The following is a 23,879-nucleotide window of genomic DNA, read 5'->3' on the forward strand; positions in this document are numbered from 1 at the left end:
TCGACCGTGGACCGAAGGTGAGCCAAGCACCGTTGCGGAGCAGGCGCAAGAGACGACGATCCCGCCATGGCACGTCACGGGCTTTTTGCCGGTTTGCAATGCCTTTTGATCGCCCTATACACGCCCGGCAATTCGACGAAAGGAACGCCCCATGGCAGACTGGCAGAAATCCTCCTGGCGCAGCCGTCCGCGGATCCAGATGCCCGAGTATACCGACCCCTCCGCGCTGCAGGCGGTCGAGTCGCGCCTGTCGAAGTTCCCGCCGTTGGTCTTTGCCGGCGAAGCGCGGACCCTGCGCGAGGAGCTGGCGGCCGTATCGCGGGGCGAGGCGTTCCTTCTGCAAGGCGGCGACTGCGCCGAAAGCTTTGCCGAGTTCTCGGCCGACAGCATCCGCGACACGTTCAAGGTCATGCTGCAGATGGCCATGGTGCTGACCTATGGCGCCAAGGTGCCCACGGTGAAGGTCGGGCGCATGGCCGGCCAGTTCGCCAAACCGCGCAGCGCCCCCACCGAGACCCAAGGGAGCACCGAGCTGCCCAGCTATCGCGGTGACATCATCAACGGGTTCGACTTCACGCCCGAGGCGCGCATCCCCGACCCCAACCGGATGCTCGAGGCCTATACCCAGGCGGCCGCGACGCTGAACCTGCTGCGCGCCTTCTCGAAGGGTGGCTTCGCCGACGTGCACCGCGTCCATGCGTGGACTCTGGGCTTCACCGATGACGACGAGGCGGGCAAGTACCGCGATATCGCCAACCGCATCCAGGACACGCTGGACTTCATCACCGCCGCCGGCATCACCGCCGACCGCAACGCCGAGCTGTCGACGGTGGATTTCTACACCTCGCACGAGGCGCTGCTGCTGGAATACGAAGAAGCGCTGACCCGAGTCGACTCGACCTCGGGCGCGACAATTGCCGGATCGGGTCACCTGATCTGGATCGGCGACCGCACCCGGCAGCCCGACGGCGCGCACGTGGAATACTGCCGTGGCGTGTCGAACCCGATCGGCCTGAAATGCGGTCCGTCCATGACCGAGGACGACCTGAAGCGGCTGATCTGGACGCTGAACCCCCGCAACGACGCGGGCCGCCTGACGCTGATCTCGCGCTTCGGTGCCGGGACGGTGGGCGATCACCTGCCGCGCCTGATCGAGACCGTCCGCAGCGAGGGCGCCAACGTGGTGTGGACCTGCGATCCGATGCACGGCAACACGATCAAGTCGGCCAGCGGGTACAAGACGCGTCCCTTCGACAGCGTTCTGCGCGAGGTCGAGGAGTTCTTCGAGGTCCACAACGCCGAGGGCACCATCCCCGGCGGCGTGCATTTCGAGATGACGGGCAAGGACGTGACCGAATGCACCGGCGGCGTGCGCGCCGTGACGGACGAGGATCTGTCGGACCGCTACCACACCGCCTGCGATCCGCGCCTGAACGCGAGCCAGGCGCTGGAGCTGGCGTTCCTCGTGGCGGAACTCCTGCGCAGCCGGGGCGACGCCGCCCGCGCCCGCGCGGCGGGGTGATCCCGGGCCGGGGCCGCGACGGCCCCGGGCTTAACTGTTGTCGACGACCAGTCGAAGGTAAGGACGCGCCGGCCTCACGGGGTTCGGCGCGTTTTTCGTTGCCTGCACCGCGGGGTCTGGCAGGGTGCCATAGCCCAGCAGCGTCTGGCGCGCTTCCGCGACGATATCGAACCGCTGCGGTGCCTTTATCGTGGCGCCACCCGCCGACAGGCAACCGATGGCCCGGGTCACCGCGCCGTCACGGTCGCGCAGCGGCAGGATCAGCAAACGGGCCGCCACGCGCCCCCTGCGGCCTTCACGCGGGCCGTCCAGCGTCATGTCGATCCGCGCCGGGTCGTCGAACAGGGCGCGCACCGAAGAATTCACGCCATCGCGCGCGGCCGGGAAGAACAGGCTGGTCAGCGGCAGGCCCCGCATGTCCATGTCCAGCAGGCCGTTCAGTCGCTCGCCCGCCAGCCGGAACCGCGCGACCCCGGGCGCCATCCGCTCCAGCAGGAAGACGCGGTCGAGGATACCGCTCAGCGCGCGGGGGTCGATCTCGTCCCGGTGGGGCATGATGCGGCCCGCCGCGACGCGCAGCCAATACCGCTCGAGCGTCTCGAACGGGTCGGGGCGCTGTGCCGCGTCGGGCGATCCGGGTGCGGCCGGATCCGCCTGTCGCGGTCGCCCGATGGGAATGACGGAGTCATCGCTGCTGGTCGTCATGGCGCTGGCCTTTTTCAACGTTTGCCATGTCCCGGCGCCGTCATTGTGACGGCCGGTTGGCTCTGGTATCGCTCGGGCGCGGGGGCCGTCCGATACCTGTCAGACTACACCGAAGCCCGCGCAATTTGGTGCAAAAAGAGAGCAAAAGGTTAACCGGTATGCCCCAGTCGATGACGGCCTATGCCTCGGGCACCGGCGCGCACGGACCGTTTTCCTGGACGTGGGAACTGCGCAGCGTGAATGCCCGCGGGCTGGACCTGCGGCCGCGCACCCCCGACTGGATCGACGGGCTGGATCCCGCGCTGCGGGGCGCGCTGCAACAGGCGCTGGCGCGTGGATCGGTCAGCCTGTCGCTGCGCCTGACGCGCGAGGCCGCCGGGGGCGACGGACCGGACACGGCCGCCCTGGACGCGGCGCTGGCGCAGATCGGCGCGGTCGAGGCGCGCGCGGCGCAGCAGGGCATGTCGCTGGCCCCGGCCCGCGCCGCCGATGTCATGGCGCTGGCGCAGTCGAAAGGCCCCGTCCAGTCCACGCCCGAGGAAATCGCGGCGCTGCGCGAGGCGCTGGTGGCGGATTTCACCGGCAACTTGCTGCCGCCCTTTCTTGCCATGCGCGCGTCCGAAGGGGCGGCCATCTCGGATGTCCTGGCCGCGCAACTGGACGAGATCGCCGGCCTGGTCGAGACCGCCGCCGCCCAGGCCACGGACCGCGCGGGCGCCGCGCGCGAGGCACTGAACGCCGCGCTGGCGCGGGTGATGGACGGCGCGCCGGACGCCGACCCTGACCGCGTCGCGCAAGAGCTCGCCCTGCTGGCCGTGAAAGGGGACGTGACCGAGGAAATCGACCGCCTGCGCGCCCATGTCTCGGCGGCGCGCGAGATGCTGGCCAAGGACGCGCCGGTGGGCCGGAAACTCGATTTCCTGTCGCAGGAGTTCAACCGCGAGGCCAACACCCTGTGCTCCAAGTCGCAGGACACTGCGCTGACCGCCACGGGACTTGCGCTCAAGACCGTCATCGATCAGATGCGCGAACAAGTCCAAAACCTGGAGTGATCCGAGCCATGGCCGACGCCGCCCCGCGCCGGGGACTTCTCATCATCCTTTCCAGCCCCTCGGGCGCCGGCAAATCCACGCTGGCGCGCGCGCTCCGGGCCTGGGATCCGACGATCCGCTTTTCCGTTTCGGCCACCACGCGCCCGCCGCGGGCCGGTGAGGTTGACGGTCGCGACTACCATTTCGTCACCGAGCAGCGGTTCAAGCAGATGGTGGCCGAGGGCGAGATGCTCGAACACGCCCATGTCTTCGGCAACTTCTACGGCTCGCCCAAGGGACCGGTCGAGGCCGCGATCGCGCAGGGGCAGGACGTTCTCTTCGACATCGACTGGCAGGGCGCCCAGCAGATTCGTAATTCGTCGCTAAACACCAACACGCTGTCGATCTTCCTGCTGCCGCCCTCGATCCCCGAGCTGAAGCGCCGGCTGGAATCGCGCGGGCAGGACGACGCCGAGACCATCGCGCGGCGGATGCAGAAAAGCTGGGACGAGATCAGCCACTGGGACGGCTACGATTTCGTGCTGGTGAACGCCGACCTGGCCCAGACCGAGACGCACCTGAAATCCATCATCAGCGCCGCACGCCTGCGCCGCACCCAGCAGCCGCGCCTGACGGACCACGTGCGCAAGCTTCAATCCGAGTTCGAGGACAGCCAATGATCTATGACCTGGACGGCCACACGCCGATGATCGACCCCGACGGCACCGTCTGGGTCGCCCCCGACTCCAACGTGATCGGCAAGGTCGTGCTGGAAAGCAGATCCTCGGTCTGGTTCTGCGCCACCCTGCGCGGCGACAACGAAGAAATCCGCGTGGGCGCGGGCTCGAATATCCAGGAAAACTGCGTGGTGCACACCGACATGGGCTTTCCGCTGAGCATCGGGCGCAACTGCACCATTGGTCACAAGGCAATGCTGCATGGCTGCACCATCGGCGACAACTCTCTCATCGGCATGGGCGCGACTGTGCTCAACGGCGCAAAGATCGGACGCAACTGTCTGATCGGCGCCGGCGCTCTCATCACCGAGGGCAAGGAGATCCCCGACAATTCGCTTGTCATGGGCGCACCCGGAAAGGTCGTGCGGCAGGTGGACGGCGAGGGCGAGAAGATGCTCGAGGCCTCGGCCCTGCATTACCAGGAAAACGCCGCGCGGTATGCCAAGGGCCTGACCCTGCTGGAGGACGGGAAATGAGCGACGACACGCTGGTGCGCCGCACCCCCTGGCCCGAAAGCTCCAGCCGCGCGGTCGGAACGCCGTTGCAGCCTTCGGTCGTCTATGCCGCCGAAAGCCCCGATCGGCTGGACGACCTCTATGAAGGGCGCGCCCCGGGCTATTCCTACGCCCGCGAGCGGCACCCGAACGCCGATGTGCTGGCCACCAAGATCGACGGCATGGAAGGCTGCACGGGCGGCATCACCGTGGGCTCGGGCATGGCTGCGGTGACGGCGGGACTGCTGGCGCATCTGAAGGCGGGCGACCACCTGCTGGGCGGCAACCAGCTTTATGGCCGGTCCCTGCGCATGATGTCGACCGAGTTGCCGCGCATGGGCATCGAGACGTCGCTGGCCGACCCGACCGACGTCGCGGCGATCGAGGCCGCGCTGCGCCCGAACACCCGGATGGTCCTGATCGAGGTCGTATCGAACCCCACGCTGCGGGTGGCGGACCTGGACGGGATCGCGCAGCTTTGCAAGTCGCGCGGTATCCTTCTGGCGGTGGACAACACCTTCACCACGCCGCGTGCGGTGAAACCGTTCGACCATGGCGCCGACATCGTCATTCACTCGGTCACCAAGCTGCTGGCGGGTCATTCCGACGCCACGCTGGGTTGGGTTGGCGCGCGTGATGCCGCCCTGAACGAGGCGATGCTGGGCTTTGCGCAAACGCTGGGGCTGACGGCCAGTCCCTTCGACTGCTGGCTGGCCGAACGCGGGCTCTATTCGTTCGAGCTGCGCTATGACCGGGCCGAGGAGAACGCCCGCGCCCTGGCCGACCACCTGCACGGCCTGCCGGGCATGGAGCGGGTGATATATCCCGGCCGCCCCGACCACCCGGACCACAACCGCGTCGCCAGCCTGCTGGGCGAACGCACGGGCAACATGGTGACCTTCGAGATCGCGGGCGGCCGGGACGCGGCCAACAGGCTTGTCCGCGCGGCCAGCAACATCGCCTTCGCGCCTACCTTGGGCGATATTGGCACCACGCTCAGCCATCCGGCCACGTCGTCGCACCGGGCCCTGACGCCCGAGGGACGGGCGGCCCTTGGCCTGTCCGAAGGCTCTTTCCGCGTGTCGGTGGGGGTCGAGCCGGCCGAGCTGCTGTGCCGCGAGTTCGAGGCTGCGGTGCGGGCCGCCGCGGCCTGAGCCATGACGTCCGAGGATCTTGCCGACCTGCTGTCCGCCCTGCCGTTGCCCGCGCTGGTGATCGGGCAGGGGGCCCGCATCCTCGCCATGAACACGCTGGGCGTCCACCTGCTGGGCGCGGGGCTGGAGGGGCGCCATTATATCACCGCGTTGCGCCAGCCCGCGCTGCTGGACGCGATCGAGACAGTGATGCGGGACGGCGTTGCGCGCAGCGTCGAGTATTTCAGCCACGATGGCGACCACGACACGACATTCGCCGCCCACGTGGCGGTGGCGGGCACCGGTCTGCTGGTCAGTTTCGAGGACCGGACGGCGGCGCAGGATGCCGACCAGATGCGGCGCGATTTCGTGGCCAATGTCAGCCACGAGCTACGCACCCCGCTGACGGCGCTGCTGGGCTACATCGAGACGCTGCAAGGCCCGGCCCGCGACGATGCCGCGGCGCGCGAGCGATTCCTGTCGACCATGGCCGCCGAGGCGCAGCGCATGAACCGCCTGGTCAGCGACCTGCTGTCGCTGAGCCGGGTCGAGGCCGATGCGCGGCTCAGGCCCACCGGCGAGGTCGACCTGACCGCCGTGGTTTCGCAATCCATCGCGCTGCTGTCGAGCCAGGCGCAGGAGCGTGATGTCGAGATCTCCTTCGAACGGCCCGAGACGCCTGTGATGATGCAGGGCGACGAGGACCAGTTGCGGCAGGTCTTCAGCAACCTGGTCGAGAACGCCATCAAGTACGGCGGCAACCGGGTGCGCATCGAGATGGTCGTGGACCCGCGCATGGCCGCGCTGCGCGGACCGGGCGTGCGCGTCGACGTGACCGACAACGGCGCGGGCATCGACAGCATCCACCTTCCGCGCCTCACCCAGCGATTCTACCGCGTGGATACCCACCGTTCGCGCGAGGTCGGCGGGACCGGGCTGGGGCTGGCCATCGTCAAGCATATCGTGTCGCGCCATCGCGGCCGGTTGCGGATGTCGTCGCAGCAGGGGCAGGGAAGCCGGTTCTCGGTCCTGCTGCCGGCGAAATCCGCCCCGGATCCGTGATTGTCATGGAACTGTTACATCTGCGTTACAAATGTGACGCGCGGCGCGCCTAAATCCGGCCCCAACGCCGCAGCGAAGCGGCGTCCATCGGAGAAACAGGAGCTTCCATGTCTGCCACCAAACTGACCATCGCGAGCACCGCGATCCTGGCCGCCGCTGCCACCGGCGCCATCGCGCAGAGCCGTGACAACGTTCAAATCGCAGGCTCGTCCACCGTTCTGCCTTACGCGTCCATCGTCGCCGAAGCCTTCGGCGAGAACTTCGACTACCCGACCCCGGTCGTGGAATCGGGCGGCTCGTCGGCGGGTCTCAAGCGCTTCTGCGAGGGCGTGGGCGAAAACACCATCGACATCGCCAATGCCAGCCGCGCGATCCGCGCCGGCGAGGTCGAGACCTGCGCCGCCAACGGCGTGGAAGAGATCATCGAAGTCCGCATCGGCTATGACGGCATCGTCTTCGCCAGCCAGATCGACGGCCCGGCCTTCAACGCATTCGAGCCCGCCGACTGGTTCCAGGCGCTGGCCGCCGAGCTGCCGCAGGACGGCGCCATGGTCGCCAACCCCAACACCCAGTGGTCGGACGTGAACGGCGATCTGCCCGCCGTCGACATCGCCGCCTTCATCCCCGGTACCAAACACGGCACCCGCGAAGTCTTCGAAGAGAAGGTCCTGCTTCAGGGCTGCGAAGACACCGGCGCGATGCAGGCCATGATGGATATGGGCATGGACGAGGACGCCACCGAAGCGGCCTGCATGGCGGTCCGCACCGACGGCGCGTCGGTCGACATCGACGGCGACTACACCGAGACTTTGGCCCGCATCAGCTCGAACCCCGAGGGCGTGGGCGTGTTCGGCCTGGCGTTCTACGAGAACAACACCGACACCCTGAAGGTCGCCACCATGTCGGGCGTCGAGCCCACCGTGGACACTATCTCGACCGGTGAATACCCCGTTTCGCGTCCGCTGTTCTTCTACATCAAGAAGGCCCATATCGGCGTGATCCCCGGCCTGAAGGAATACGCCTCGTTCTTCGTGTCCAACGAAGTTGCCGGCAACGGCGGCCCGCTGGCCGACTATGGCCTTGTGCCCGATCCCGAACTGGCCGAGACCCAGGCCAAGATCGAGAACGAGACCACCATGGGCACCGGTTCCTAAGACCATGCCCTGACCCGGGCAAACGCGGGGCGGCCTGATGGTCGCCCCGTCACTTTTTTAGGAAGACCGAAGCCGGAGAGATCGCGCCAATGCCGTTTTACTGGACGCTCGCCATCATCGCGCTGCTCTGTGCCGCGGGTTACGTGCTGGGCCGCAGGAAGGCCGTCGCCAGCGTGGGCGGCGACAAGCGCAGGCTGCATTCGCTGCCCAATTTCTACGGGATGAACGTCGCGCTGAAAGGCGCGGTGCCGGCCTTCGGGCTGCTGGTCTTCTGGCTGATCGCGCAGCCGCTGTTCGTCGAGTGGCGCGTGTCCTCGATCGTGTCGGACCTAGCCGTCTCCGAGGCGCGGGATCTCGGGCTGGTCATGGTCGACGTGCGCCGCGTCGCGGACGGGCTGGATACCGCCGTGGCCACCGGCACGATGACGGCCAGCGAGGCGACTGATATCGCGGCGGGCGACGGAAATGTGCGCGAACGTCTGGGCGCGGCGGGCGTGGCGCTCGGCTCGGAGGTGTCCGAGCCGGTGCTGCGGGCCGCGCAGCGCTATCGCGCCCTGTCGTCCACCGGTGACACGCTGCGCAGCGTCGCCGTGCTGGCCGTGCTTCTGCTGGGGCTGGGCTGGGCCTATCGCGAGACCGATGGCGAGTTCCGCGCCCGAAACGTCGTCGAGCAGGGCGTGTTGGCGCTGCTGCTTGGCGCGGCCTGCATCGCGATCCTGACGACGCTGGGCATCGTGCTGTCGCTGATCTTCAACACGATCGAGTTCTTCAGCATCTATCCCGCATCCGAGTTCTTCTTCTCGACCACGTGGTCTCCGTCCTTCGGCGGCGGATCGAGCCTTGGCATCCTGCCTCTGCTGTGGGGCACGCTCTATATCTCGCTGATCGCGCTCGCGGTCGCGGTGCCCATCGGCCTCATGGCCGCGATCTACCTGTCGGAATACGCAAGCCCGCGCGTGCGCGGCGTCGCCAAGCCCGCGCTGGAGATCCTCGCCGGTATTCCGACGATCGTCTACGGCCTGTTCGCGCTGCTGACGGTCGGCCCGGCGCTGATGGTGGTCTTCGGCGATGGCGGCCTTGGCTGGATGCAGGCAGGCACGGCGGTGATGACCGCGGGGCTGGTCATGGGGATCATGCTGATCCCCTTCGTCTCGTCACTGAGCGATGACATCATCAACGCAGTGCCGCAGTCCATGCGCGACGGCTCCTACGGGCTGGGCGCCACGCAGTCCGAGACGGTGCGCCAGGTGGTGCTGCCCGCCGCCCTGCCGGGCATCGTGGGCGCCATCCTGCTGGCCGCCAGCCGCGCCATCGGCGAGACGATGATCGTCGTGCTGGGGGCAGGGGCCGCGGCCCGCATCTCGCCCAACCCGTTCGAGGCGATGACCACCGTCACCGCCAAGATCGTGAGCCAGCTGACCGGCGACGCCGATTTCTCGTCGCCCGAGGCGCTGGTGGCCTTCGCGCTTGGCATGACGCTGTTCGTGCTGACGCTGGGGCTGAACGTCTTCGCCCTTTATATCGTGCGGAAATACCGGGAGCAGTACGAATGACCGACGCGACCCAGATCCCGTCCAGCGGTGCCGCGCGCCCCGCGGGCAAGTCGATCATCACCACCGACGACCGCACCAAGAAGCGCAACGCGGCCGAGAAACGGTTCCGCATGTACGGCATCGCCGCCATCCTGGCCGGCATTGCCTGCCTCGTGGTCCTGCTGGGCTCGATCCTGATGAACGGCGCGTCCGCGTTCCAGCAGACCTTCATCCAGGTGCCCGTCTACCTGAACCCGGAAGCGGTGGACCCGAACGGCAACCGCGACCCCGAGGAAATGGGCTCGGCCACAACCTTCACCTACAAGCCGATCGTCGTCGACGCCATGGCGGCGCTGGTCGAGGAGCGCGGGATCGAGACCGAGATCGACCCCGGCGACATGGACGCGCTGTTCTCGGCCGCGGCGGTGGCGCAGGTGCGCGACCGCGTTCTGGCGAACCCCGAGCTGGTCGGCGAGACGGTCACCTTCAACATCCTCGCCTCCAGCCGGGTGGACGGGTATCTGAAGGAGCGCGTCAGCCGCGACAGCGTCGCGCGCGACAGCAACATCGACGCGGGACATCTTGATATCGTTGACGAACTTCGCGCCGAGGGCGACGTGGTCAAGCGCTTCAACTGGGACTTCATCTTCGGCGCCGACGCGTCCGAGTCGCGGCCCGAACAGGCCGGCATGGGCGTGGCGATGCTGGGCTCGTTCTTCATGATGCTGGTGGTGCTGGGCCTGTCGCTGCCCATCGGCGTGGCCGCGTCGATCTACCTGGAAGAATTCGCGCCGCAGAACCGCCTGACCGACATCATCGAGGTGAACATCTCGAACCTCGCCGCCGTGCCCTCCATCGTGTTCGGCATCCTCGGGCTTGCCGTCTTCATCCAGTTCATGGAGTTCCCGCAATCGGCCCCGTTGGTGGGCGGGCTTGTCCTGACGCTGATGACGCTGCCCACGATCATCATCTCGACCCGGGCGGCGCTGAAATCGGTGCCGCCCAGCATCCGCGACGCGGCGCTGGGGGTAGGGGCCTCGAAGATGCAGTCGGTGTTCCATCACGTGCTGCCGTTGGCCATGCCCGGCATCCTGACCGGCACCATCATCGGCCTTGCGCAGGCCCTTGGGGAAACGGCGCCGCTGCTGCTGATCGGCATGGTGGGCTACATCGCAACCAACTATCCCGACGGCGTGGCCTCGGGCTTCCTGGATCCGAACTCGGCCATGCCGGCGCAGATCTACGAATGGGCCAAGCGCGCCGACCCTGCCTATTACGAACGGGCCTGGGGCGGCATCATCATCCTTCTGGTGTTCCTCTTCGCCATGAACGCCATCGCCATCCTCCTCCGCCGCAAGTTTGAGCGGCGCTGGTAAAAGGAGTAAGCCATGTATGACAATCGTGCATCGGAGAGCGCCGTGACCGCCGACGACATCAAGATCGAAGCCAAGGGCGTCAACGTGCATTACGGGACCACCCACGCCATCAAGGACGTGGACGTGAGCATCCTGGACAAGACGGTGACCGCCTTCATCGGCCCGTCGGGCTGCGGCAAGTCGACTTTCCTGCGGTGTATCAACAGGATGAACGACACGATTGACGTGGCGCGGGTCACCGGCGACATCCGGATCGACGGCGAGGACATCAACGATGCCCGCGTCGACCCGGTGCAGCTGCGCGCCAAGGTCGGCATGGTGTTCCAGAAGCCGAACCCCTTCCCCAAGTCGATCTACGACAACGTGGCCTATGGTCCGAAAATTCACGGCTTGGCGAAGAACAAGGGTGATCTCGACGATATCGTCGAGCGCGCGCTGCGCCGTGGCGCCATCTGGGACGAGGTGAAGGATCGCCTGCACGCGCCCGGCACAGGCCTGTCGGGCGGCCAGCAGCAGCGCCTGTGCATCGCGCGGGCCGTGGCGACCGAGCCCGAGGTCCTGCTGATGGACGAGCCGTGCTCGGCGCTCGATCCCATCGCGACGGGGCAGGTGGAGGAGCTTATCGACGAGCTGCGCCGCGACTACTCGGTGGTGATCGTGACCCACTCGATGCAGCAGGCCGCCCGCGTCAGCCAGAAGACCGCGTTCTTCCACCTGGGCAACCTGATCGAGTACGGCGACACGGACGAGATCTTCACCAACCCGAAAGACCCGAAAACCGAAAGCTACATCACCGGACGGATCGGCTAGGCCATGAACAACACACATATTTCTTCCGCCTTCGACCGCGATCTCGAGGCCCTTCAGGCGCTGCTGATGAAGATGGGCGGGCTGGCCGAGGAGGCGATCCTCGACGCCGCCAAGTCGCTGGAAGGCCGCGACGAGGACCTGGCCCAGAAGGTGCGCGAGGGCGACAAGGCCATCGATGCGCTTGAAGACCAGATCAACGAGGAAGCCGCAAAACTGGTGGCTTTGCGCGCGCCCATCGCGTCGGACATGCGCCTGGTCCTGAGCGTCATCAAGATCAGCGCCAACCTGGAACGCATTGGCGACTATGCGAAAAACATGGCCAAGCGCACGGTCGTGCTGAACCAGCTGCCGACCCAAGACGGCGCGCCGCAATCCATCCGCCGCATGGCGCGCGAGGTGCAGCACATGCTGCACGACGTGCTGGATGCATATATCCAGCGCGACCCCGCGGCCGCTCTTGAGGTGCGCGACCGCGACGCGGACGTGGACCAGATGTACAACGCGCTGTTCCGCGAATTCCTGACCTTCATGATGGAAGACCCGCGCAACATCACGGCCTGCATGCACCTGCATTTCATCGCGAAGAACATCGAACGCATGGGCGACCACGTCACGTCCATCGCCGATCAGATCTACTATACGGTGACCGGCCAGACGCCCGACGACGCGCGCCGCAAGGGTGATATCACCTCGGTCTCGCCGCTGGATGTCTGACCATGGCCGTACAGCACGCCCCACACGTAATGATCGTCGAAGACGAGTCCTCGCAGCGCGAGATCCTGGCCTACAACCTTGAAGCCGAGGGATATTCGGTGTCCCGCGCGGCCAGCGGTGACGAGGCGCTCGAGGTGTTCCGCGCCAGCACGCCGGACCTGGTGGTGCTGGACTGGATGCTGCCGGGCGTCTCGGGGATCGAGGTCTGCCGCCAGCTGAAACGCGGTGCCGAGAGCCGCGAGGTGCCGATCATCATGCTGTCGGCACGCACCGAGGAAAGCGACCGTGTACGCGGGTTCGAGACCGGGGCCGACGATTACGTGACCAAGCCGTACTCGGTGGCCGAGCTCATGGCGCGGGTGCGCGCGCATCTGCGCCGCACGCGTCCGGCGGCGGTCGGTCAGATCCTTCAATTTGACGACATCACGCTGGATCCCGAAACGCACCGGGTGCACCGCGGCGATATGGAGCTGAAGCTGGGACCGACCGAGTTCCGGTTGCTGTCGACCTTCATGGAGCGTCCGGGTCGCGTCTTCAGCCGGGAACAGCTGCTGGACCGGGTCTGGGGGCGCGACATCTACGTCGACAGCCGCACCGTGGACGTACACGTGGGGCGCTTGCGCAAGTCGCTGGGCGCCGACGCGATGCCGGATCCCATCCGCACGGTGCGCGGCGCGGGATACGCGCTGGGGTGACATGCGCAGGGCTGCGCAGGTGACTGATATTATTGAGGGAATCCGGCCAAGGGGCACCGTTCGCACCGGTCGGATAATTTACATAATCATGATTATACGACTCATACATGTCTACGCGGCCGAACGCCCTTGCGCCCTTACCAGCGGTGATTTCGCCGTCTGGTGATCCTGTGCGAAGCACAGCGAGCCTTTACACCGATCCCGACCCCACGCTGTTGTGCCTTCAACGCGGCGCGACCAGCCGAGCGGTCGCCCTGTCGTCCGCCCTTGCATCGCACCATCGCACTTCCGATAAGTCCGGGAACGCAAACGCAAGGCGCCCCCAATGTCCAAAACCGTGCTGGTCCTGAACGGACCGAACCTGAATACTCTCGGGACCCGCCAGCCCGAGATCTACGGAAGCCAGACCCTGGCCGATGTCGAAGACGCCTGTCGCAAGCTTGGCGACGAGCTGTCGCTGAGCGTGAACTGCGCGCAGTCGAATTCCGAGGGCGACCTGGTGACGATGATCCAGAACGCGCGCGGCACTGTCGATGCCATCGTCATCAACGCGGGCGCCTACAGCCATACCTCGATCGCGATCCTGGATGCGCTGAACCTGTTCGACGGATTGGTGATCGAGGTCCACATCTCGAACATCCACAAGCGCGAAGCCTTCCGCCACCATTCCCACATTTCGGACCGCGCGGACGGGGTGATCGTGGGCTGTGGCACGGACGGATACCTGCTGGCGCTACGGCACATCGCGGCGCGTGGATGATGGCGCAAAAAGCGCTGTAAATCTCTGATTACTAAATAAAAAGGGCGCCCCGATTGGAGCGCCCTTTGCCGTTGGCATGTCGTGCGGATCAGCCCTTTGCGGCCTTGGCGACCTCGGCGGCGAAGTCTTCCTTCTCGACCTCGATCCCCTCGCCCACTTCGACGCGGGCGAAACCGGTGATCTCGATGCCGGCTTCCTTGGCGGCGGCGCCGACGGTCAGGTCGGGGTTCACCACGAAGGCCTGGTTGACCAGGGTCACCTCGCTCAGGAACTTCTTCATGCGGCCTTCGATCATCTTCTCGATGACCTGCTCGGGCTTGCCGGATTCGCGGGCGATTTCCATCTGCACCTGCTTTTCCTTCTCGACCACGGACGGGTCCAGATCGGCCTCGGACAGCGACGCGGGCTTCACCGCGGCGATGTGCATGGCAACCTGGCGGGCCACATCGGCGTTGTCGCCGGTGAAGGCCACCAGCACGCCGATCTTGCCCATGCCGTCGGTGGCGGCGTTGTGGACGTAGGCGGCCACGTTTTCGCCGGTCAGCACTTCCATGCGGCGCAGGGTCATGTTCTCGCCGATCTTGGCGATGGCGTCGGTGATCCGCTCTTTCACGGGCTTGCCGCCCATGTCGGCCTCGGACAGCGCGGCCACGTCATCGACGGTCAGCGCGACACCGGCGATATCACCGATGAGCTGCTGGAATTCGGCGTTCTTGGCGACGAAGTCGGTTTCCGAGTTCAGCTCGACCGCGACGCCCTTGCCGCCATCGACCTTCACGGCCACCAGGCCCTCGGCCGCGGTGCGGTCGGCCTTCTTCGCGGCCTTGGCCAGGCCCTTGGTGCGCAGCCAGTCCACTGCGGCGTCCATGTCGCCGTCGGTTTCGGTCAGCGCCTTCTTGGCATCCATCATGCCCGCGCCGGTGGCTTCGCGGAGTTTCTTCACGTCTGCTGCGGTGATCGCCATCTCGGGCTCTCCTCAAGTCTTGAAATGAACGGGGCGGACCCCTGCCCGCCCCTGAAGATTTGCAAGGAACGCGGGGACTTACGCCTCGCCCTTTTCCTTGTTGTCCAGATCCAGCGGCGCGCCTTCGGCGACCGCGTCGTTGGCGACGGCCTCGTCGCTGATCTCGACGGTGTCCTCGGCGTTGGCGGGCGTCTCGACCACTTCTTCACCCGCGTCTTCCATGGCGCCCACATCGACACCGGCGGCGCCCAGCTGCGCGGACATGCCATCCAGCGCGGCACGGCTCACCAGGTCGCAATACAGGGCGATGGCGCGCGCGGCGTCATCGTTGCCCGGGATGATGTAGTCCACGCCATCGGGCGAGCAGTTGGTGTCGACCACGGCGACGACCGGGATGCCCAGCTTCTTGGCTTCGGCGATGGCCAAGTCTTCCTTGTTGACGTCGATGACGAACAGCAGGTCCGGCACGCCGCCCATTTCGCGGATACCGCCCAGCGAGGCGTTTAGCTTGGCCTGGTCACGCTCCATCGACAGGCGCTCGCGCTTGGTCAGGCCCTCGGCGCCCTCGGCCATGCGCTCGTCGATTTCCTTCAGGCGGGCGATGGATTTGGACACGGTCTGCCAGTTGGTCAGCGTGCCGCCCAGCCAACGGTGGTTCATGTAATACTGCGCGCAGCGCTCGGCGGCGTCGGCGATGGGCTTCTGGGCCTGGCGCTTGGTGCCGACGAACAGGATGCTGCCGTTCTTGGCCACGGTGTCGCGGATGACCTGCAGCGCCTTGTCCAGCATCGGGACGGTCTGCGTCAGGTCCATGATGTGGATGCCGTTGCGGTCGCCGTAGATGAATTCGCCCATGCGGGGATTCCACCGCTGGGTCTGGTGACCGAAGTGCACGCCAGCTTCCAGCAGCTGACGCAAAGAGAACTCGGGAAGAGCCATTTGCTTATCCTTTTCCGGTTTCATGCCTCGGCGGTGCTGTTCAGCCCGGATGGGCCAACCGGTGGATCTCCGGGGATGTCTCCCCCGATAGACCCGAGCTCCGCCTGCGAAGTGCGGCTGCGTTACGGCGGATTCGCCCGGAATGCAAGCCCGCGCGCGCACCGTCGCACCTGCAATCGCGCGGCTTGGCCAGTTTCCCTTGCGCCCGCCCGCCGACTGGATCAACAGGTGGGTCATGGAGACTTCGGTTCTGTGCATCGGATCGGTCCTGTGGGACACGATCGGACGAACGGCGCGGCCGCTGGCCATCGGCAACGACGTGCCGGGCCGGATCACGCGCGATCCGGGCGGCGTGGCGTTGAACGTGGCGATGGGGCTGGTGCGGTTGGGTCTGTCCCCTGCCCTGCTCAGCGCCGTGGGCCGCGACATGGATGGGGACGCGATCCTCGCCGCCGCGCGATCCCGCGGGATCAACTGCGACATGGTCTACGTCTCGGACGACCTGCCAACCGACCGCTACATGGCGATCGAGGGCGCGGGCGGGCTGGTCGCGGCCATCGCCGATGCCCATTCGCTCGAGGCGGCGGGCGACAAGATCCTGGCGCCACTGCTGGACGGGCGGCTGGGCGGTGAGGACGCGCCTTATACCGGCTGCGCCGCGCTGGACGGCAACCTGTCCGAGGACCTGCTGACCGCCATCGCCAAGGGCCCGTGGCTGGCCGCGGCCGACCTGCGCGTGGCGCCCGCCTCGCCCGGCAAGGCGCTGCGCCTGCTGCCGCTGCTGCGCCACCCGAAGGCGACGTTCTACGTCAATCTCGAAGAAGCCGGCCTGCTGCTGGGCGAAGCCCCGGCCGACAGCGCGGCGGCGGCGCAGGCGCTGGTTGTCAGGGGCGCGGCACGGGCGCTGGTGACCGACGGGCCCCGGCCCGCCGCCATGGCCGACACCGAAATCTGCGTCACCGCCACGCCGCCCGAGGTGACCGTGGCGCGCGTGACCGGCGCGGGCGACAGCTTCATGGCCGCCCATATCGCGGCCGAATTGCGTGGCCTGACCGGTCGCGCGACGCTGGATGCCGCGCTGGTGGCGGCGGCCGCCTTCGTTGCAGGGGATGATCCGGAATGAGCTTGCCCATGATCCAGTCGGACGAGGTCGCCGACGCGCTGCGCAACGGCGCGCCGATCGTCGCGCTCGAATCCACCATCATCACCCACGGGATGCCCTGGCCGCAGAATCTCGAAGTCGCGCGCCGGGTCGAGGACACGGTACGCGAAGGCGGCGCGGTGCCCGCCACCATCGCGGTGATCGACGGGACCCTGCACGTGGGCCTGACCGACGCGCAGCTCGAGGATCTTGCGCAGCGCGACGGCGTAGCCAAGCTCAGCCGGGCCGACATCGCCGCCTGCATGGCCACCGGCGGCACCGGCGCCACCACCGTGGCCGCCACCATGATCGGCGCCCGGCTGGCGGGCATCGACGTCTTCGCCACCGGCGGTATCGGCGGTGTGCATCGCGGGGCCGAAGACAGCTTCGACATCTCCGCCGACCTGCGCGAGTTGTCCGAAACGCCCGTCACCGTGGTCGCGGCGGGGGCAAAGGCGATCCTCGACCTGCCGAAAACCTGGGAGGTGCTTGAGACGTTGGGCGTGCCCGTCATCGCCGTGGGACAGGACAGTATCCCGGCCTTCTGGTCGGCCATGTCTCCCCACCCCGCGCCCCTGCGGATGGACCGCGCGTCCGAGATCGCTGCGGCCCACGTGATGCGGGGCGCCATGGGGCTGCCCGGCGGACAGTTGGTGGCCAACCCGATTCCCGCGCCCGATGAGATCCCGGCCGAGGTGCTCGCCCCCGTGATCGACCAAGCGCTGGAGGAAGCGGCGGCGCAAGGCATCGCGGCCAAGGCGGTGACGCCCTTCCTGCTCGCGCGGATCTTCGAGCTGACCGAGGGCCGGTCGCTCGAGGCCAATATTGCGCTGGTGCTGAACAACGCGCGTCTGGCCGCTGAAATTGCACAGGAAATCGGCGTAGCCCGAAGCGCCGGCGCCCCGGGCGCTTGATCCTTGTTGTGCCCTCGCGCGCCCACACCTAAGTAATGCCGAGACCGATCAGGGCCCCTTCATGAGCAACTTTTCCGCCGATCCCGAGCCGCCCAAGCGCAAGTCGCTGTTCGCGGGACTGCGCGCCAATTTCCTGACCGGCCTCGTCGTGATCGCGCCCATCGGTCTGACCATCTGGCTGATCTGGGCCGTCATCGGATGGGTCGATGGCTTCGTGCTGCCCTTCGTTCCGAACCGCTTCAAGCCCGAGCAGTATATCGGCATCAACCTGCGCGGCGTGGGCGTGGTGTTCTTCCTGGTCTTCACGGTGCTGATCGGCTGGCTGGCCAAGGGGCTGATCGGGCGGTCGCTGCTGCGCTGGGGCGAAAGCCTGGTGGCGCGCACGCCGGTGGTCCGGTCGGTCTATAACGGGTTGAAGCAGATCGCCGAGACGGTCTTCGCCCAGTCGGACACCAGCTTCGACCGGGCCGTTCTGCTGGAATACCCGCGCAAGGGATTGTGGGCCGTCGCCTTCATCTCGACCGATGCGCGGGGCGAGATCGACGAGAGCATCCCATCGACCGAGCAGAAGGTGGCGGTCTTCCTGCCGACCACACCGAACCCGACCTCGGGCTTTTTGCTGTTTGCCCGCCGCTCCGACCTGATCGAGCTGGAGATGACCGTCGAGGACGCCGCCAAGCTCGTGATCTCGGCCGGGCTCGTCTACCCCAACGCCAAGGATCCAACGCGGCCCGCCGAACAACCCGCCCAGGCGGCCGAGTGATCAACCGTACATCGCGGCAAGATCGACCGACGATTCCTGTCCGATCTGCTCCAGATGCGCTGACAGGAACCTGTCGGCCGCCGCCCGCCCCGCGGCCTTCAGGCGCGCCAGGATGATCGGCTGTGGCACGGTCTTGGTGGCCACCGACAGGCCAGTCATCGTGTCGTCATCGGCGATCATGTGCACCAGCACCCGTTTCATCTGCCCCTCGGGGATGCGGCCCTCGGCGATCATGCGCTGCACGAAGGCGATGGCGCGCAGCTCGGACAGAAGCGCGCTGTTGAAGCTGATCTCGTTGACGCGGTTCAGGATCTCCTGCGCTGTATAGGGCAACTCGGCCCGCTCCAGCGGATTGATGTTCACGATCACCACGTCGTCTGGCAGATGCGGCTCGTAAAGCGGAAACAGGGCGGGATTGCCGGAATAGCCACCGTCCCAGTAGGATGCGACCGTCCCGTCGGGCTCGGCGATCTCGACGGCACGGAACAAGGTGGGCAGGCAGGCCGAGGCCAGCAGCGCGTCGACCCCGATCTCGCCGTGCCGGAAGACGCGCACCTTTCCGGTGCGCACGTTGGTGGCGCATACCGACAGGTCGGGGCCCGCGGCACTGCACACCTCGTCGAAGCGCAGGTCCTCGAGGATCGAACGCAGCGGGTTCACGTAGAACGGGCCCAGGCCATAGGGGCTGGTCGCCCGCGCCAGCCAGTCGCCGATGGCATAGCCCGGCGAGTATTCGATCGCACGGCCCAGGAACGGCGTCGACGGCAGCAGGGCGTTGACCCAGGGCGTGCCGTCCAGGCTGCCCAAGGCGCCGATCCGGCCCCAGAGCCACGCCAAGTTCTCGCGCGCCGCCTCGGCCCCGCCCGACAGCAACCCCGCCTTCAGCGCCGCACCGTTCAGCGCCCCGGCCGAGGTGCCCGAAATGCCGGCGATCTCGACCTCGCCCCCTTCCAGGATGCGGTCGAGCACGCCCCAGGTGAAGGCGCCATGCGCGCCGCCGCCCTGCAGCGCCAGGTTGATCCGCGGCTTCGTCATGTCGCCCCCGGTCTGGGGCGGTGCGCCCCGCCCCTGCTTCATCTTTCAACAAATACCTATGGCGCGCCCGACGCCCCGGGCGCGCCCTTCGATCACAGCGCGGTCCAGCCGCCATCCACGCTGATCGTGGTGCCGGTGATCTGCGCGGCCGCGTCCGAGCACAGGAAGACGGCCGTGCCGCCCACCTGTTCGACGGTGGCGAACTCCTTGCTGGGCTGGCGCTCCAGAATGACCTTCTGCTTCACCTCGTCCTCGGACATATCGTATTTCTTCGCCGTGTCCGGGATCTGCGCCTCGACCAGGGGCGTCAGGACGTAACCGGGACAGATCGCGTTGCATGTGATCGGTTCGCGCGCCGTTTCCAGCCCGACGGTCTTGCTCAGCCCGACGATGCCGTGCTTGGCGGCGATGTAGGCGGATTTGTAGGGCGACGCGGTCAGGCCATGGGCCGAGGCGATGTTGACGATCCGGCCCCAGCCCGCCTTTCGCATCATCGGCAGCGCCACGGCGGTGGTGTGGAAGGCCGAGCTGAGATTGATGGCGATGATCGCGTCCCATTTCTCGGTCGGGAACTCGTCCACCGGGGCCACGTGCTGGATGCCGGCGTTGTTAACCAGGATGTCGCAGGCGCCTGCCTGTTCGACCAGGGCGCGGGCCTCGTCGGCCTTGCTGAGATCGGCCTTGATGTAACGTGCCGTCACGCCGAACGCATCGGCGATTTCCCGCGCAAGCGCGTGATCCTCGTCCCGGTCCGTGAACGAATTCAGCACCACGTCGGCGCCCGCGCGCGCCAGTTCGCGCGCCACGCCCAGCCCGATTCCCGAGTTCGAGCCGGTGATGACGGCGGTCTTGCCCTTCAGCTGCATGTCGGATTCCTGTCTGCAAAACTTCGCTGGCGCGTTTCTGCACCTGCAAACAAAGCGAATCCAGCCCGATTTGGTTCACGAAACGGGCGATTCGTCCAAAAATCGTGGTGGACCAAGGACCTAGGAGTCAGCTTGAAGCCAATAAAAAAACGCCCGCGCAAGGCGGGCGTTAAGTTATTGAGGCAGGTTTCATACAGGCAAGAAACCTATCGAGCAGTGCCCCTGTTATACGCCATTCTCCGCGCAGATCAAATCCAAAAAGTTTGCTGTTCGCCGCAAGCCCCCGTAATCTGGGCCAAACAAGAAACGGCGCAGCAGACAGGTTCCCCAATGGAAACAATACTCTTCCGCACCTTCGCCGGCGCGGCAACCGCGATCTGCCTGGGGCTGGCCAGCCCCGCGGCGGCCGAGCCCAGCCACGGGATCGCGATGTATGGCGAACCGGCCCTGCCCGAGGGCTTCACCGCCCTGCCCTATGCCAATCCCGACGCGCCGCTGGGCGGGCGGCTGGTGCAGGGCGAGGTCGGTACGTTCGACAGCCTGAACCCCCATATCCTGAAGGGCGAAACGCCCTGGCAGCTGCGGTTCCTGGCGCACGAATCGCTCATGGGCCGGTCCTACGACGAGCCGTTCACGCTGTACGGTGTGCTGGCCGAGTCCATCGAGACCGCGCCCGACCGCTCCTGGGTCGAGTTCACGCTGCGCCCCGAGGCGCGGTTCTCGGATGGAAGCCCCGTCACGGTCGAGGACGTTCTGTGGTCCTATGAGACGCTGGGCACCGAGGGGCACCCCCGCTATCGCGGCACCTGGGCGCAGGTCGCCTCGGCCGAGCAGACGGGCGAGCGGTCCGTGCGCTTCACCTTCTCCGAGCGCAACGACGAGCTGGCGCTCATCATGGGGATGCGGCCGATCCTCAAGAAGGTTCAGTGGGAGGGCAAGGATTTCACCGACTCGGGCGTGGACGAGATCCCGATCTCGTCGGCCGAGTACGTGGTCACCGATTTCGAGCCGGGCCGCTATGTCACCCTGCGCCGCGACCCCGACTACTGGGGCAACGGCGTCGTGCCTTTCATGAACGGCCAGGGCAACCTGGACGAGATCCGGATGGAGTTCTACGGCGACAGCACCGCCATGTTCGAGGCGTTCAAGGGCGGCGCCCTGAACATCATGCGCGAGGCCGACGCGCAGAAATGGGAAACGCAGTACGATTTCCCGCGCGTGCAGAACGGCGAGGTCGAGAAATCGGTCATCCCGCACGAACGGCCCTCGGGCATCTACGGCTTCGTGATGAACACCCGCCGCGCGCCCTTCGACGACTGGCGCGTGCGCGAGGCGCTGATCACCGCCTTCAACTACGAGTTCATCAACCAGGTGCTGAATGACGGCCGCCTGCCCCGGGTCACGTCCTACTTCTCGAACTCGGTGCTCGGAATGGAGGACGGCCCGGCCTCGGGCCGCGTTCTGGAGTATCTCGAGCCCTATTCCGACGACCTGCTGCCCGGCGCGATCGAGGGCTACAGTCAGCCCGAGGGCGACGGGTCCGAGCGCAACCGCGCCAACCTGGCCCGCGCCATGGACCTGCTGGCCGAGGCGGGCTGGACCATCGACCGGGGCACCGGCGCGCTGGTCAACGATGCGGGCGAGACGATGTCCTTCGAGATCCTTCTGGCCAATGGCGATCTGGTCGCGGGCACGAGGCAGGCGATCAACATCTACACCGCCGCGCTCGAGCGGCTGGGAATCGAGGCCAGCGTCAGCCTGGTGGACGATGCGCAGTTCAAGTCCCGCACCGATGCCTTCGATTTCGACATGACCGAGTACAGCCGCGCGCTGAGTCTCAGCCCCGGCAACGAGCAGCGGTATTACTGGGGGTCGGATGCGGCCGACCAGGAAGGCTCGCGCAACTGGATGGGCGTCCGCAGCCCGGCCATCGACGGGCTGATCGACGCCATGCTGTCGGCGCCCAGCCAGGAAGATTACGTGGCCGCCGTGCGCGCGCTGGACCGTGTGCTGACCTCGGGGCGCTACGTGATCCCGCTGTGGTTCCGGCCCGACAGCCTGATCGCCCATGATGCCGATCTGCACTATCCCGAGAGCCTTCCCGCCTACGGGGATTACCTCGGATTCCTTCCCGACGTATGGTGGTACGATGAAGACTAAGCTGATCCTCGCCGTGATGGTCGTCGCCCTGTCGGGCTGCGCGCTGGTCCGCACCCCGGTGCGCGTGGCCGCCGACATGGCGCACATGACCGTCGACCTGGCCACCGCCCCCTTCTGATCGCGCGGAACCACCGGCCCGGCGCCGCATTTCCTCCGTGACACATCACGCAAAGGGGACGACCTGCCATGCAATGGGACACCATCAAACGCGACTGGCCCGCCTTCATCGCGCCGATCATGCAGCGCTGGGACCGGGCCGAGGAAAACGACCTGCTGGCGCTGGACGGGAACCGCGAGCGGCTGGTGGATTACCTGGCCGAGCGGCACGAACTGACCCGCGCCGAGGCCAATGAGCAGTTGACCGCCTGGGAGCAGGGCGCGGCGCCCGCCGACGCGGTGATGGACGAGACCCGCGATGGCGACAACATCCGCGCCTCGGCCGCCCATATCGGCGTGGGCGAAGACGTCTATGCCGACGACAAGGATTTCGGCGACGACAACAAGACGGCGCGCCCCATCGGCCGCGATACCTGATCGGGCGTCGTCCGCGGGCGCCCCGCGTCCCGCCATGCGTATTTCCGGACCAGTGATGCGGCCGCAGAGTGGTAAGCGTCCTGTTGCGGTGCGCGCTTCAAGGGTTACATAGCCGGTCAACGAAGGCCCGCCGCGCCTCGCGCGCGCGGGGCCGGACAGACACGGAGCGCGCCCCATGATCAAGCTCGACATCCTGTCGGACCCCATCTGCCCCTGGTGCCTGATCGGCAAGACCCGGCTGGACCAGGTCCTGCAGGACCGGCCCGACCACCCCTTCACCATCGAATGGCATCCGTTCCAGTTGAACCCCGACATGCCGCCCGAAGGCATGGACCGGCGTGACTATCTCGAGACCAAGTTCGGCGGCCGCGAGGGCGCGGTGAAAGCCTATGCCCCCGTGGTCGAGGCCGCCGAGGCCACCGGGCTGGATATCGCCTTCGACAGGATCGAGCGGACGCCCAACACGTTGGACGCGCACCGCATGATCCATTGGGCGGGCCTCGAGGGCCGGCAGGCGGCCATGGTGGCCGCGCTGTTCAACGCTTATTTCATGCAGGGCCGCGACATCGGCGACCGTGACACGCTGCTGGCGCTGGCGGGCGACGTGGGCATGGACGGCGAGATGACCGCGCGGCTTCTCGACAGCGATGCCGACCGCGCCGACATCGCGGCGCGCGACGCCCACGCCCGCGCGCGCGGAGTAACCGGCGTGCCGACCTTCATCATCGCCGAGCGCCACGCGGTTCCCGGCGCGCAGCCGCCCGAGCTGTGGCACAACGTGCTGGACGATCTCGAGCGCCAGGCCGCCGAGGCCGAGGCCGAGGCCGAATGAGACCTG

The 23,879-nt window shown here is 67.0% G+C and carries 25 protein-coding genes; 20 read left to right on the forward strand and 5 right to left on the reverse strand.

Annotated features, from left to right (window positions below):
- Positions 1 to 151: 151 nt before the first annotated feature.
- A complete protein-coding gene (locus BMX96_RS03320) occupies positions 152 to 1,522 on the forward strand; it encodes a class II 3-deoxy-7-phosphoheptulonate synthase (RefSeq protein ID WP_091844216.1) in 1,371 nt (456 codons plus the stop codon).
- Positions 1,523 to 1,552: 30 nt separating this feature from the next.
- Here the strand turns inward: BMX96_RS03320 and BMX96_RS03325 are convergent, their stop codons facing one another.
- Positions 1,553 to 2,227: a PAS domain-containing protein gene (locus BMX96_RS03325; protein ID WP_091844217.1), complete on the reverse strand. Its 675-nt coding sequence runs from the start codon at positions 2,225 to 2,227 to the stop codon at positions 1,553 to 1,555.
- Positions 2,228 to 2,385: 158 nt separating this feature from the next.
- Here BMX96_RS03325 and BMX96_RS03330 point away from each other — a divergent pair, with 158 nt between their 5' ends.
- The 12 genes from BMX96_RS03330 to aroQ all read left to right on the forward strand — a co-directional run bounded on the left by BMX96_RS03330 (position 2,386) and on the right by aroQ (position 13,725).
- The gene (locus BMX96_RS03330) at positions 2,386 to 3,279 is read left to right on the forward strand and encodes a YicC/YloC family endoribonuclease (RefSeq protein WP_091844218.1); all 894 of its coding nucleotides are present in this window, start codon (positions 2,386 to 2,388) and stop codon (positions 3,277 to 3,279) included.
- A gap of 8 nt (positions 3,280 to 3,287) precedes the next feature.
- Positions 3,288 to 3,938: a guanylate kinase gene (gene gmk, locus BMX96_RS03335; protein WP_091844219.1), complete on the forward strand. Its 651-nt coding sequence runs from the start codon at positions 3,288 to 3,290 to the stop codon at positions 3,936 to 3,938.
- A complete protein-coding gene (locus BMX96_RS03340; RefSeq protein WP_091844220.1) occupies positions 3,935 to 4,471 on the forward strand; it encodes a gamma carbonic anhydrase family protein in 537 nt (178 codons plus the stop codon). Before gmk ends, BMX96_RS03340 begins: the two co-directional genes overlap by 4 nt.
- On the forward strand, positions 4,468 to 5,643 hold the full coding sequence (locus BMX96_RS03345; RefSeq protein WP_091844221.1) for a trans-sulfuration enzyme family protein: 1,176 nt from the start codon (positions 4,468 to 4,470) through the stop codon (positions 5,641 to 5,643). Before BMX96_RS03340 ends, BMX96_RS03345 begins: the two co-directional genes overlap by 4 nt.
- Before the next feature lie 3 nt (positions 5,644 to 5,646).
- Positions 5,647 to 6,684, forward strand: coding sequence for a sensor histidine kinase (locus BMX96_RS03350; protein WP_091844222.1), 1,038 nt, complete (start codon positions 5,647 to 5,649; stop codon positions 6,682 to 6,684).
- A gap of 107 nt (positions 6,685 to 6,791) precedes the next feature.
- On the forward strand, positions 6,792 to 7,838 hold the full coding sequence (locus tag BMX96_RS03355) for a PstS family phosphate ABC transporter substrate-binding protein (protein ID WP_091844223.1): 1,047 nt from the start codon (positions 6,792 to 6,794) through the stop codon (positions 7,836 to 7,838).
- A gap of 89 nt (positions 7,839 to 7,927) precedes the next feature.
- Positions 7,928 to 9,391 carry a phosphate ABC transporter permease subunit PstC gene (pstC, locus tag BMX96_RS03360; RefSeq protein ID WP_091844224.1) on the forward strand — a complete coding sequence of 488 codons (1,464 nt, stop codon included), beginning with the start codon at positions 7,928 to 7,930 and terminating at the stop codon, positions 9,389 to 9,391.
- The gene (gene pstA, locus BMX96_RS03365; RefSeq protein ID WP_091844225.1) at positions 9,388 to 10,746 is read left to right on the forward strand and encodes a phosphate ABC transporter permease PstA; all 1,359 of its coding nucleotides are present in this window, start codon (positions 9,388 to 9,390) and stop codon (positions 10,744 to 10,746) included. Before pstC ends, pstA begins: the two co-directional genes overlap by 4 nt.
- Positions 10,747 to 10,758: 12 nt before the next feature.
- Complete coding sequence (gene pstB, locus BMX96_RS03370; RefSeq protein WP_091844226.1) at positions 10,759 to 11,556, forward strand: phosphate ABC transporter ATP-binding protein PstB; 798 nt, start codon at positions 10,759 to 10,761, stop codon at positions 11,554 to 11,556.
- A 3-nt stretch (positions 11,557 to 11,559) separates the two neighbouring features.
- Positions 11,560 to 12,270, forward strand: a complete 711-nt coding sequence (gene phoU / locus BMX96_RS03375) for a phosphate signaling complex protein PhoU (protein WP_091844227.1) — start codon at positions 11,560 to 11,562, stop codon at positions 12,268 to 12,270.
- A 2-nt stretch (positions 12,271 to 12,272) separates the two neighbouring features.
- Complete coding sequence (gene phoB / locus BMX96_RS03380; RefSeq protein ID WP_091844228.1) at positions 12,273 to 12,965, forward strand: phosphate regulon transcriptional regulator PhoB; 693 nt, start codon at positions 12,273 to 12,275, stop codon at positions 12,963 to 12,965.
- Positions 12,966 to 13,290: 325 nt separating this feature from the next.
- Complete coding sequence (gene aroQ, locus BMX96_RS03385; protein ID WP_139209938.1) at positions 13,291 to 13,725, forward strand: type II 3-dehydroquinate dehydratase; 435 nt, start codon at positions 13,291 to 13,293, stop codon at positions 13,723 to 13,725.
- Between the two features lie 88 nt (positions 13,726 to 13,813).
- Here aroQ and tsf read toward each other — a convergent pair whose 3' ends face one another.
- Together tsf and rpsB are read right to left on the reverse strand one after the other, a co-directional pair.
- The gene (tsf, locus tag BMX96_RS03390; protein ID WP_091844229.1) at positions 13,814 to 14,689 is read right to left on the reverse strand and encodes a translation elongation factor Ts; all 876 of its coding nucleotides are present in this window, start codon (positions 14,687 to 14,689) and stop codon (positions 13,814 to 13,816) included.
- Positions 14,690 to 14,767: 78 nt separating this feature from the next.
- Positions 14,768 to 15,628, reverse strand: a complete 861-nt coding sequence (gene rpsB / locus BMX96_RS03395) for a 30S ribosomal protein S2 (protein WP_091844230.1) — start codon at positions 15,626 to 15,628, stop codon at positions 14,768 to 14,770.
- A 235-nt stretch (positions 15,629 to 15,863) separates the two neighbouring features.
- On the opposite strand from rpsB, the gene BMX96_RS03400 reads away from it, so the two are divergent.
- The 3 genes from BMX96_RS03400 to BMX96_RS03410 all read left to right on the forward strand — a co-directional run bounded on the left by BMX96_RS03400 (position 15,864) and on the right by BMX96_RS03410 (position 18,446).
- A complete protein-coding gene (locus BMX96_RS03400) occupies positions 15,864 to 16,751 on the forward strand; it encodes a PfkB family carbohydrate kinase (RefSeq protein ID WP_091844393.1) in 888 nt (295 codons plus the stop codon).
- On the forward strand, positions 16,748 to 17,683 hold the full coding sequence (locus tag BMX96_RS03405; protein ID WP_091844231.1) for a pseudouridine-5'-phosphate glycosidase: 936 nt from the start codon (positions 16,748 to 16,750) through the stop codon (positions 17,681 to 17,683). Before BMX96_RS03400 ends, BMX96_RS03405 begins: the two co-directional genes overlap by 4 nt.
- 61 nt (positions 17,684 to 17,744) lie before the next feature.
- Positions 17,745 to 18,446, forward strand: coding sequence for a DUF502 domain-containing protein (locus BMX96_RS03410; RefSeq protein WP_091844232.1), 702 nt, complete (start codon positions 17,745 to 17,747; stop codon positions 18,444 to 18,446).
- Here the strand turns inward: BMX96_RS03410 and BMX96_RS03415 are convergent, their stop codons facing one another.
- Positions 18,447 to 19,481 (reverse strand): patatin-like phospholipase family protein, encoded by a 1,035-nt coding sequence (locus BMX96_RS03415; RefSeq protein WP_091844394.1) that lies wholly within the window; start codon positions 19,479 to 19,481, stop codon positions 18,447 to 18,449. It lies immediately after the preceding gene.
- 92 nt (positions 19,482 to 19,573) lie between these two features.
- Positions 19,574 to 20,347, reverse strand: a complete 774-nt coding sequence (locus tag BMX96_RS03420) for a 3-hydroxybutyrate dehydrogenase (RefSeq protein WP_091844233.1) — start codon at positions 20,345 to 20,347, stop codon at positions 19,574 to 19,576.
- 330 nt (positions 20,348 to 20,677) lie between these two features.
- Between BMX96_RS03420 and BMX96_RS03425 the strand changes: the two genes are divergently transcribed.
- The 4 genes from BMX96_RS03425 (at position 20,678) to BMX96_RS03435 (ending at position 23,873) form a co-directional block, all read left to right on the forward strand.
- Complete coding sequence (locus BMX96_RS03425; protein ID WP_091844234.1) at positions 20,678 to 22,507, forward strand: extracellular solute-binding protein; 1,830 nt, start codon at positions 20,678 to 20,680, stop codon at positions 22,505 to 22,507.
- A complete protein-coding gene (locus tag BMX96_RS20040) occupies positions 22,497 to 22,625 on the forward strand; it encodes a hypothetical protein (RefSeq protein ID WP_269085811.1) in 129 nt (42 codons plus the stop codon). Before BMX96_RS03425 ends, BMX96_RS20040 begins: the two co-directional genes overlap by 11 nt.
- 68 nt (positions 22,626 to 22,693) lie before the next feature.
- Positions 22,694 to 23,041 carry a CsbD family protein gene (locus BMX96_RS03430; RefSeq protein WP_073125916.1) on the forward strand — a complete coding sequence of 116 codons (348 nt, stop codon included), beginning with the start codon at positions 22,694 to 22,696 and terminating at the stop codon, positions 23,039 to 23,041.
- A 175-nt stretch (positions 23,042 to 23,216) separates the two neighbouring features.
- On the forward strand, positions 23,217 to 23,873 hold the full coding sequence (locus BMX96_RS03435; protein ID WP_091844235.1) for a DsbA family oxidoreductase: 657 nt from the start codon (positions 23,217 to 23,219) through the stop codon (positions 23,871 to 23,873).
- Positions 23,874 to 23,879 lie beyond the last annotated feature (6 nt).

The sequence above is a fragment of the Palleronia pelagia genome (assembly GCF_900110115.1).
GTDB classification, from domain to species: Bacteria; Pseudomonadota; Alphaproteobacteria; order Rhodobacterales; family Rhodobacteraceae; genus Palleronia; species Palleronia pelagia.

What these genes read in the sequence shown, in the direction of transcription:
- BMX96_RS03320 (WP_091844216.1), top strand. Translation starts at nt 152, where the DNA reads ATGGCAGACTGGCAGAAATCCTCCTGGCGCAGCCGTCCGCGGATCCAG.
- BMX96_RS03325 (WP_091844217.1), bottom strand. Translation starts at nt 2,227, where the DNA reads ATGACGACCAGCAGCGATGACTCCGTCATTCCCATCGGGCGACCGCGA.
- BMX96_RS03330 (WP_091844218.1), top strand. Translation starts at nt 2,386, where the DNA reads ATGCCCCAGTCGATGACGGCCTATGCCTCGGGCACCGGCGCGCACGGA.
- gmk (WP_091844219.1), top strand. Translation starts at nt 3,288, where the DNA reads ATGGCCGACGCCGCCCCGCGCCGGGGACTTCTCATCATCCTTTCCAGC.
- BMX96_RS03340 (WP_091844220.1), top strand. Translation starts at nt 3,935, where the DNA reads ATGATCTATGACCTGGACGGCCACACGCCGATGATCGACCCCGACGGC.
- BMX96_RS03345 (WP_091844221.1), top strand. Translation starts at nt 4,468, where the DNA reads ATGAGCGACGACACGCTGGTGCGCCGCACCCCCTGGCCCGAAAGCTCC.
- BMX96_RS03350 (WP_091844222.1), top strand. Translation starts at nt 5,647, where the DNA reads ATGACGTCCGAGGATCTTGCCGACCTGCTGTCCGCCCTGCCGTTGCCC.
- BMX96_RS03355 (WP_091844223.1), top strand. Translation starts at nt 6,792, where the DNA reads ATGTCTGCCACCAAACTGACCATCGCGAGCACCGCGATCCTGGCCGCC.
- pstC (WP_091844224.1), top strand. Translation starts at nt 7,928, where the DNA reads ATGCCGTTTTACTGGACGCTCGCCATCATCGCGCTGCTCTGTGCCGCG.
- pstA (WP_091844225.1), top strand. Translation starts at nt 9,388, where the DNA reads ATGACCGACGCGACCCAGATCCCGTCCAGCGGTGCCGCGCGCCCCGCG.
- pstB (WP_091844226.1), top strand. Translation starts at nt 10,759, where the DNA reads ATGTATGACAATCGTGCATCGGAGAGCGCCGTGACCGCCGACGACATC.
- phoU (WP_091844227.1), top strand. Translation starts at nt 11,560, where the DNA reads ATGAACAACACACATATTTCTTCCGCCTTCGACCGCGATCTCGAGGCC.
- phoB (WP_091844228.1), top strand. Translation starts at nt 12,273, where the DNA reads ATGGCCGTACAGCACGCCCCACACGTAATGATCGTCGAAGACGAGTCC.
- aroQ (WP_139209938.1), top strand. Translation starts at nt 13,291, where the DNA reads ATGTCCAAAACCGTGCTGGTCCTGAACGGACCGAACCTGAATACTCTC.
- tsf (WP_091844229.1), bottom strand. Translation starts at nt 14,689, where the DNA reads ATGGCGATCACCGCAGCAGACGTGAAGAAACTCCGCGAAGCCACCGGC.
- rpsB (WP_091844230.1), bottom strand. Translation starts at nt 15,628, where the DNA reads ATGGCTCTTCCCGAGTTCTCTTTGCGTCAGCTGCTGGAAGCTGGCGTG.
- BMX96_RS03400 (WP_091844393.1), top strand. Translation starts at nt 15,864, where the DNA reads ATGGAGACTTCGGTTCTGTGCATCGGATCGGTCCTGTGGGACACGATC.
- BMX96_RS03405 (WP_091844231.1), top strand. Translation starts at nt 16,748, where the DNA reads ATGAGCTTGCCCATGATCCAGTCGGACGAGGTCGCCGACGCGCTGCGC.
- BMX96_RS03410 (WP_091844232.1), top strand. Translation starts at nt 17,745, where the DNA reads ATGAGCAACTTTTCCGCCGATCCCGAGCCGCCCAAGCGCAAGTCGCTG.
- BMX96_RS03415 (WP_091844394.1), bottom strand. Translation starts at nt 19,481, where the DNA reads ATGACGAAGCCGCGGATCAACCTGGCGCTGCAGGGCGGCGGCGCGCAT.
- BMX96_RS03420 (WP_091844233.1), bottom strand. Translation starts at nt 20,347, where the DNA reads ATGCAGCTGAAGGGCAAGACCGCCGTCATCACCGGCTCGAACTCGGGA.
- BMX96_RS03425 (WP_091844234.1), top strand. Translation starts at nt 20,678, where the DNA reads ATGGAAACAATACTCTTCCGCACCTTCGCCGGCGCGGCAACCGCGATC.
- BMX96_RS20040 (WP_269085811.1), top strand. Translation starts at nt 22,497, where the DNA reads ATGAAGACTAAGCTGATCCTCGCCGTGATGGTCGTCGCCCTGTCGGGC.
- BMX96_RS03430 (WP_073125916.1), top strand. Translation starts at nt 22,694, where the DNA reads ATGCAATGGGACACCATCAAACGCGACTGGCCCGCCTTCATCGCGCCG.
- BMX96_RS03435 (WP_091844235.1), top strand. Translation starts at nt 23,217, where the DNA reads ATGATCAAGCTCGACATCCTGTCGGACCCCATCTGCCCCTGGTGCCTG.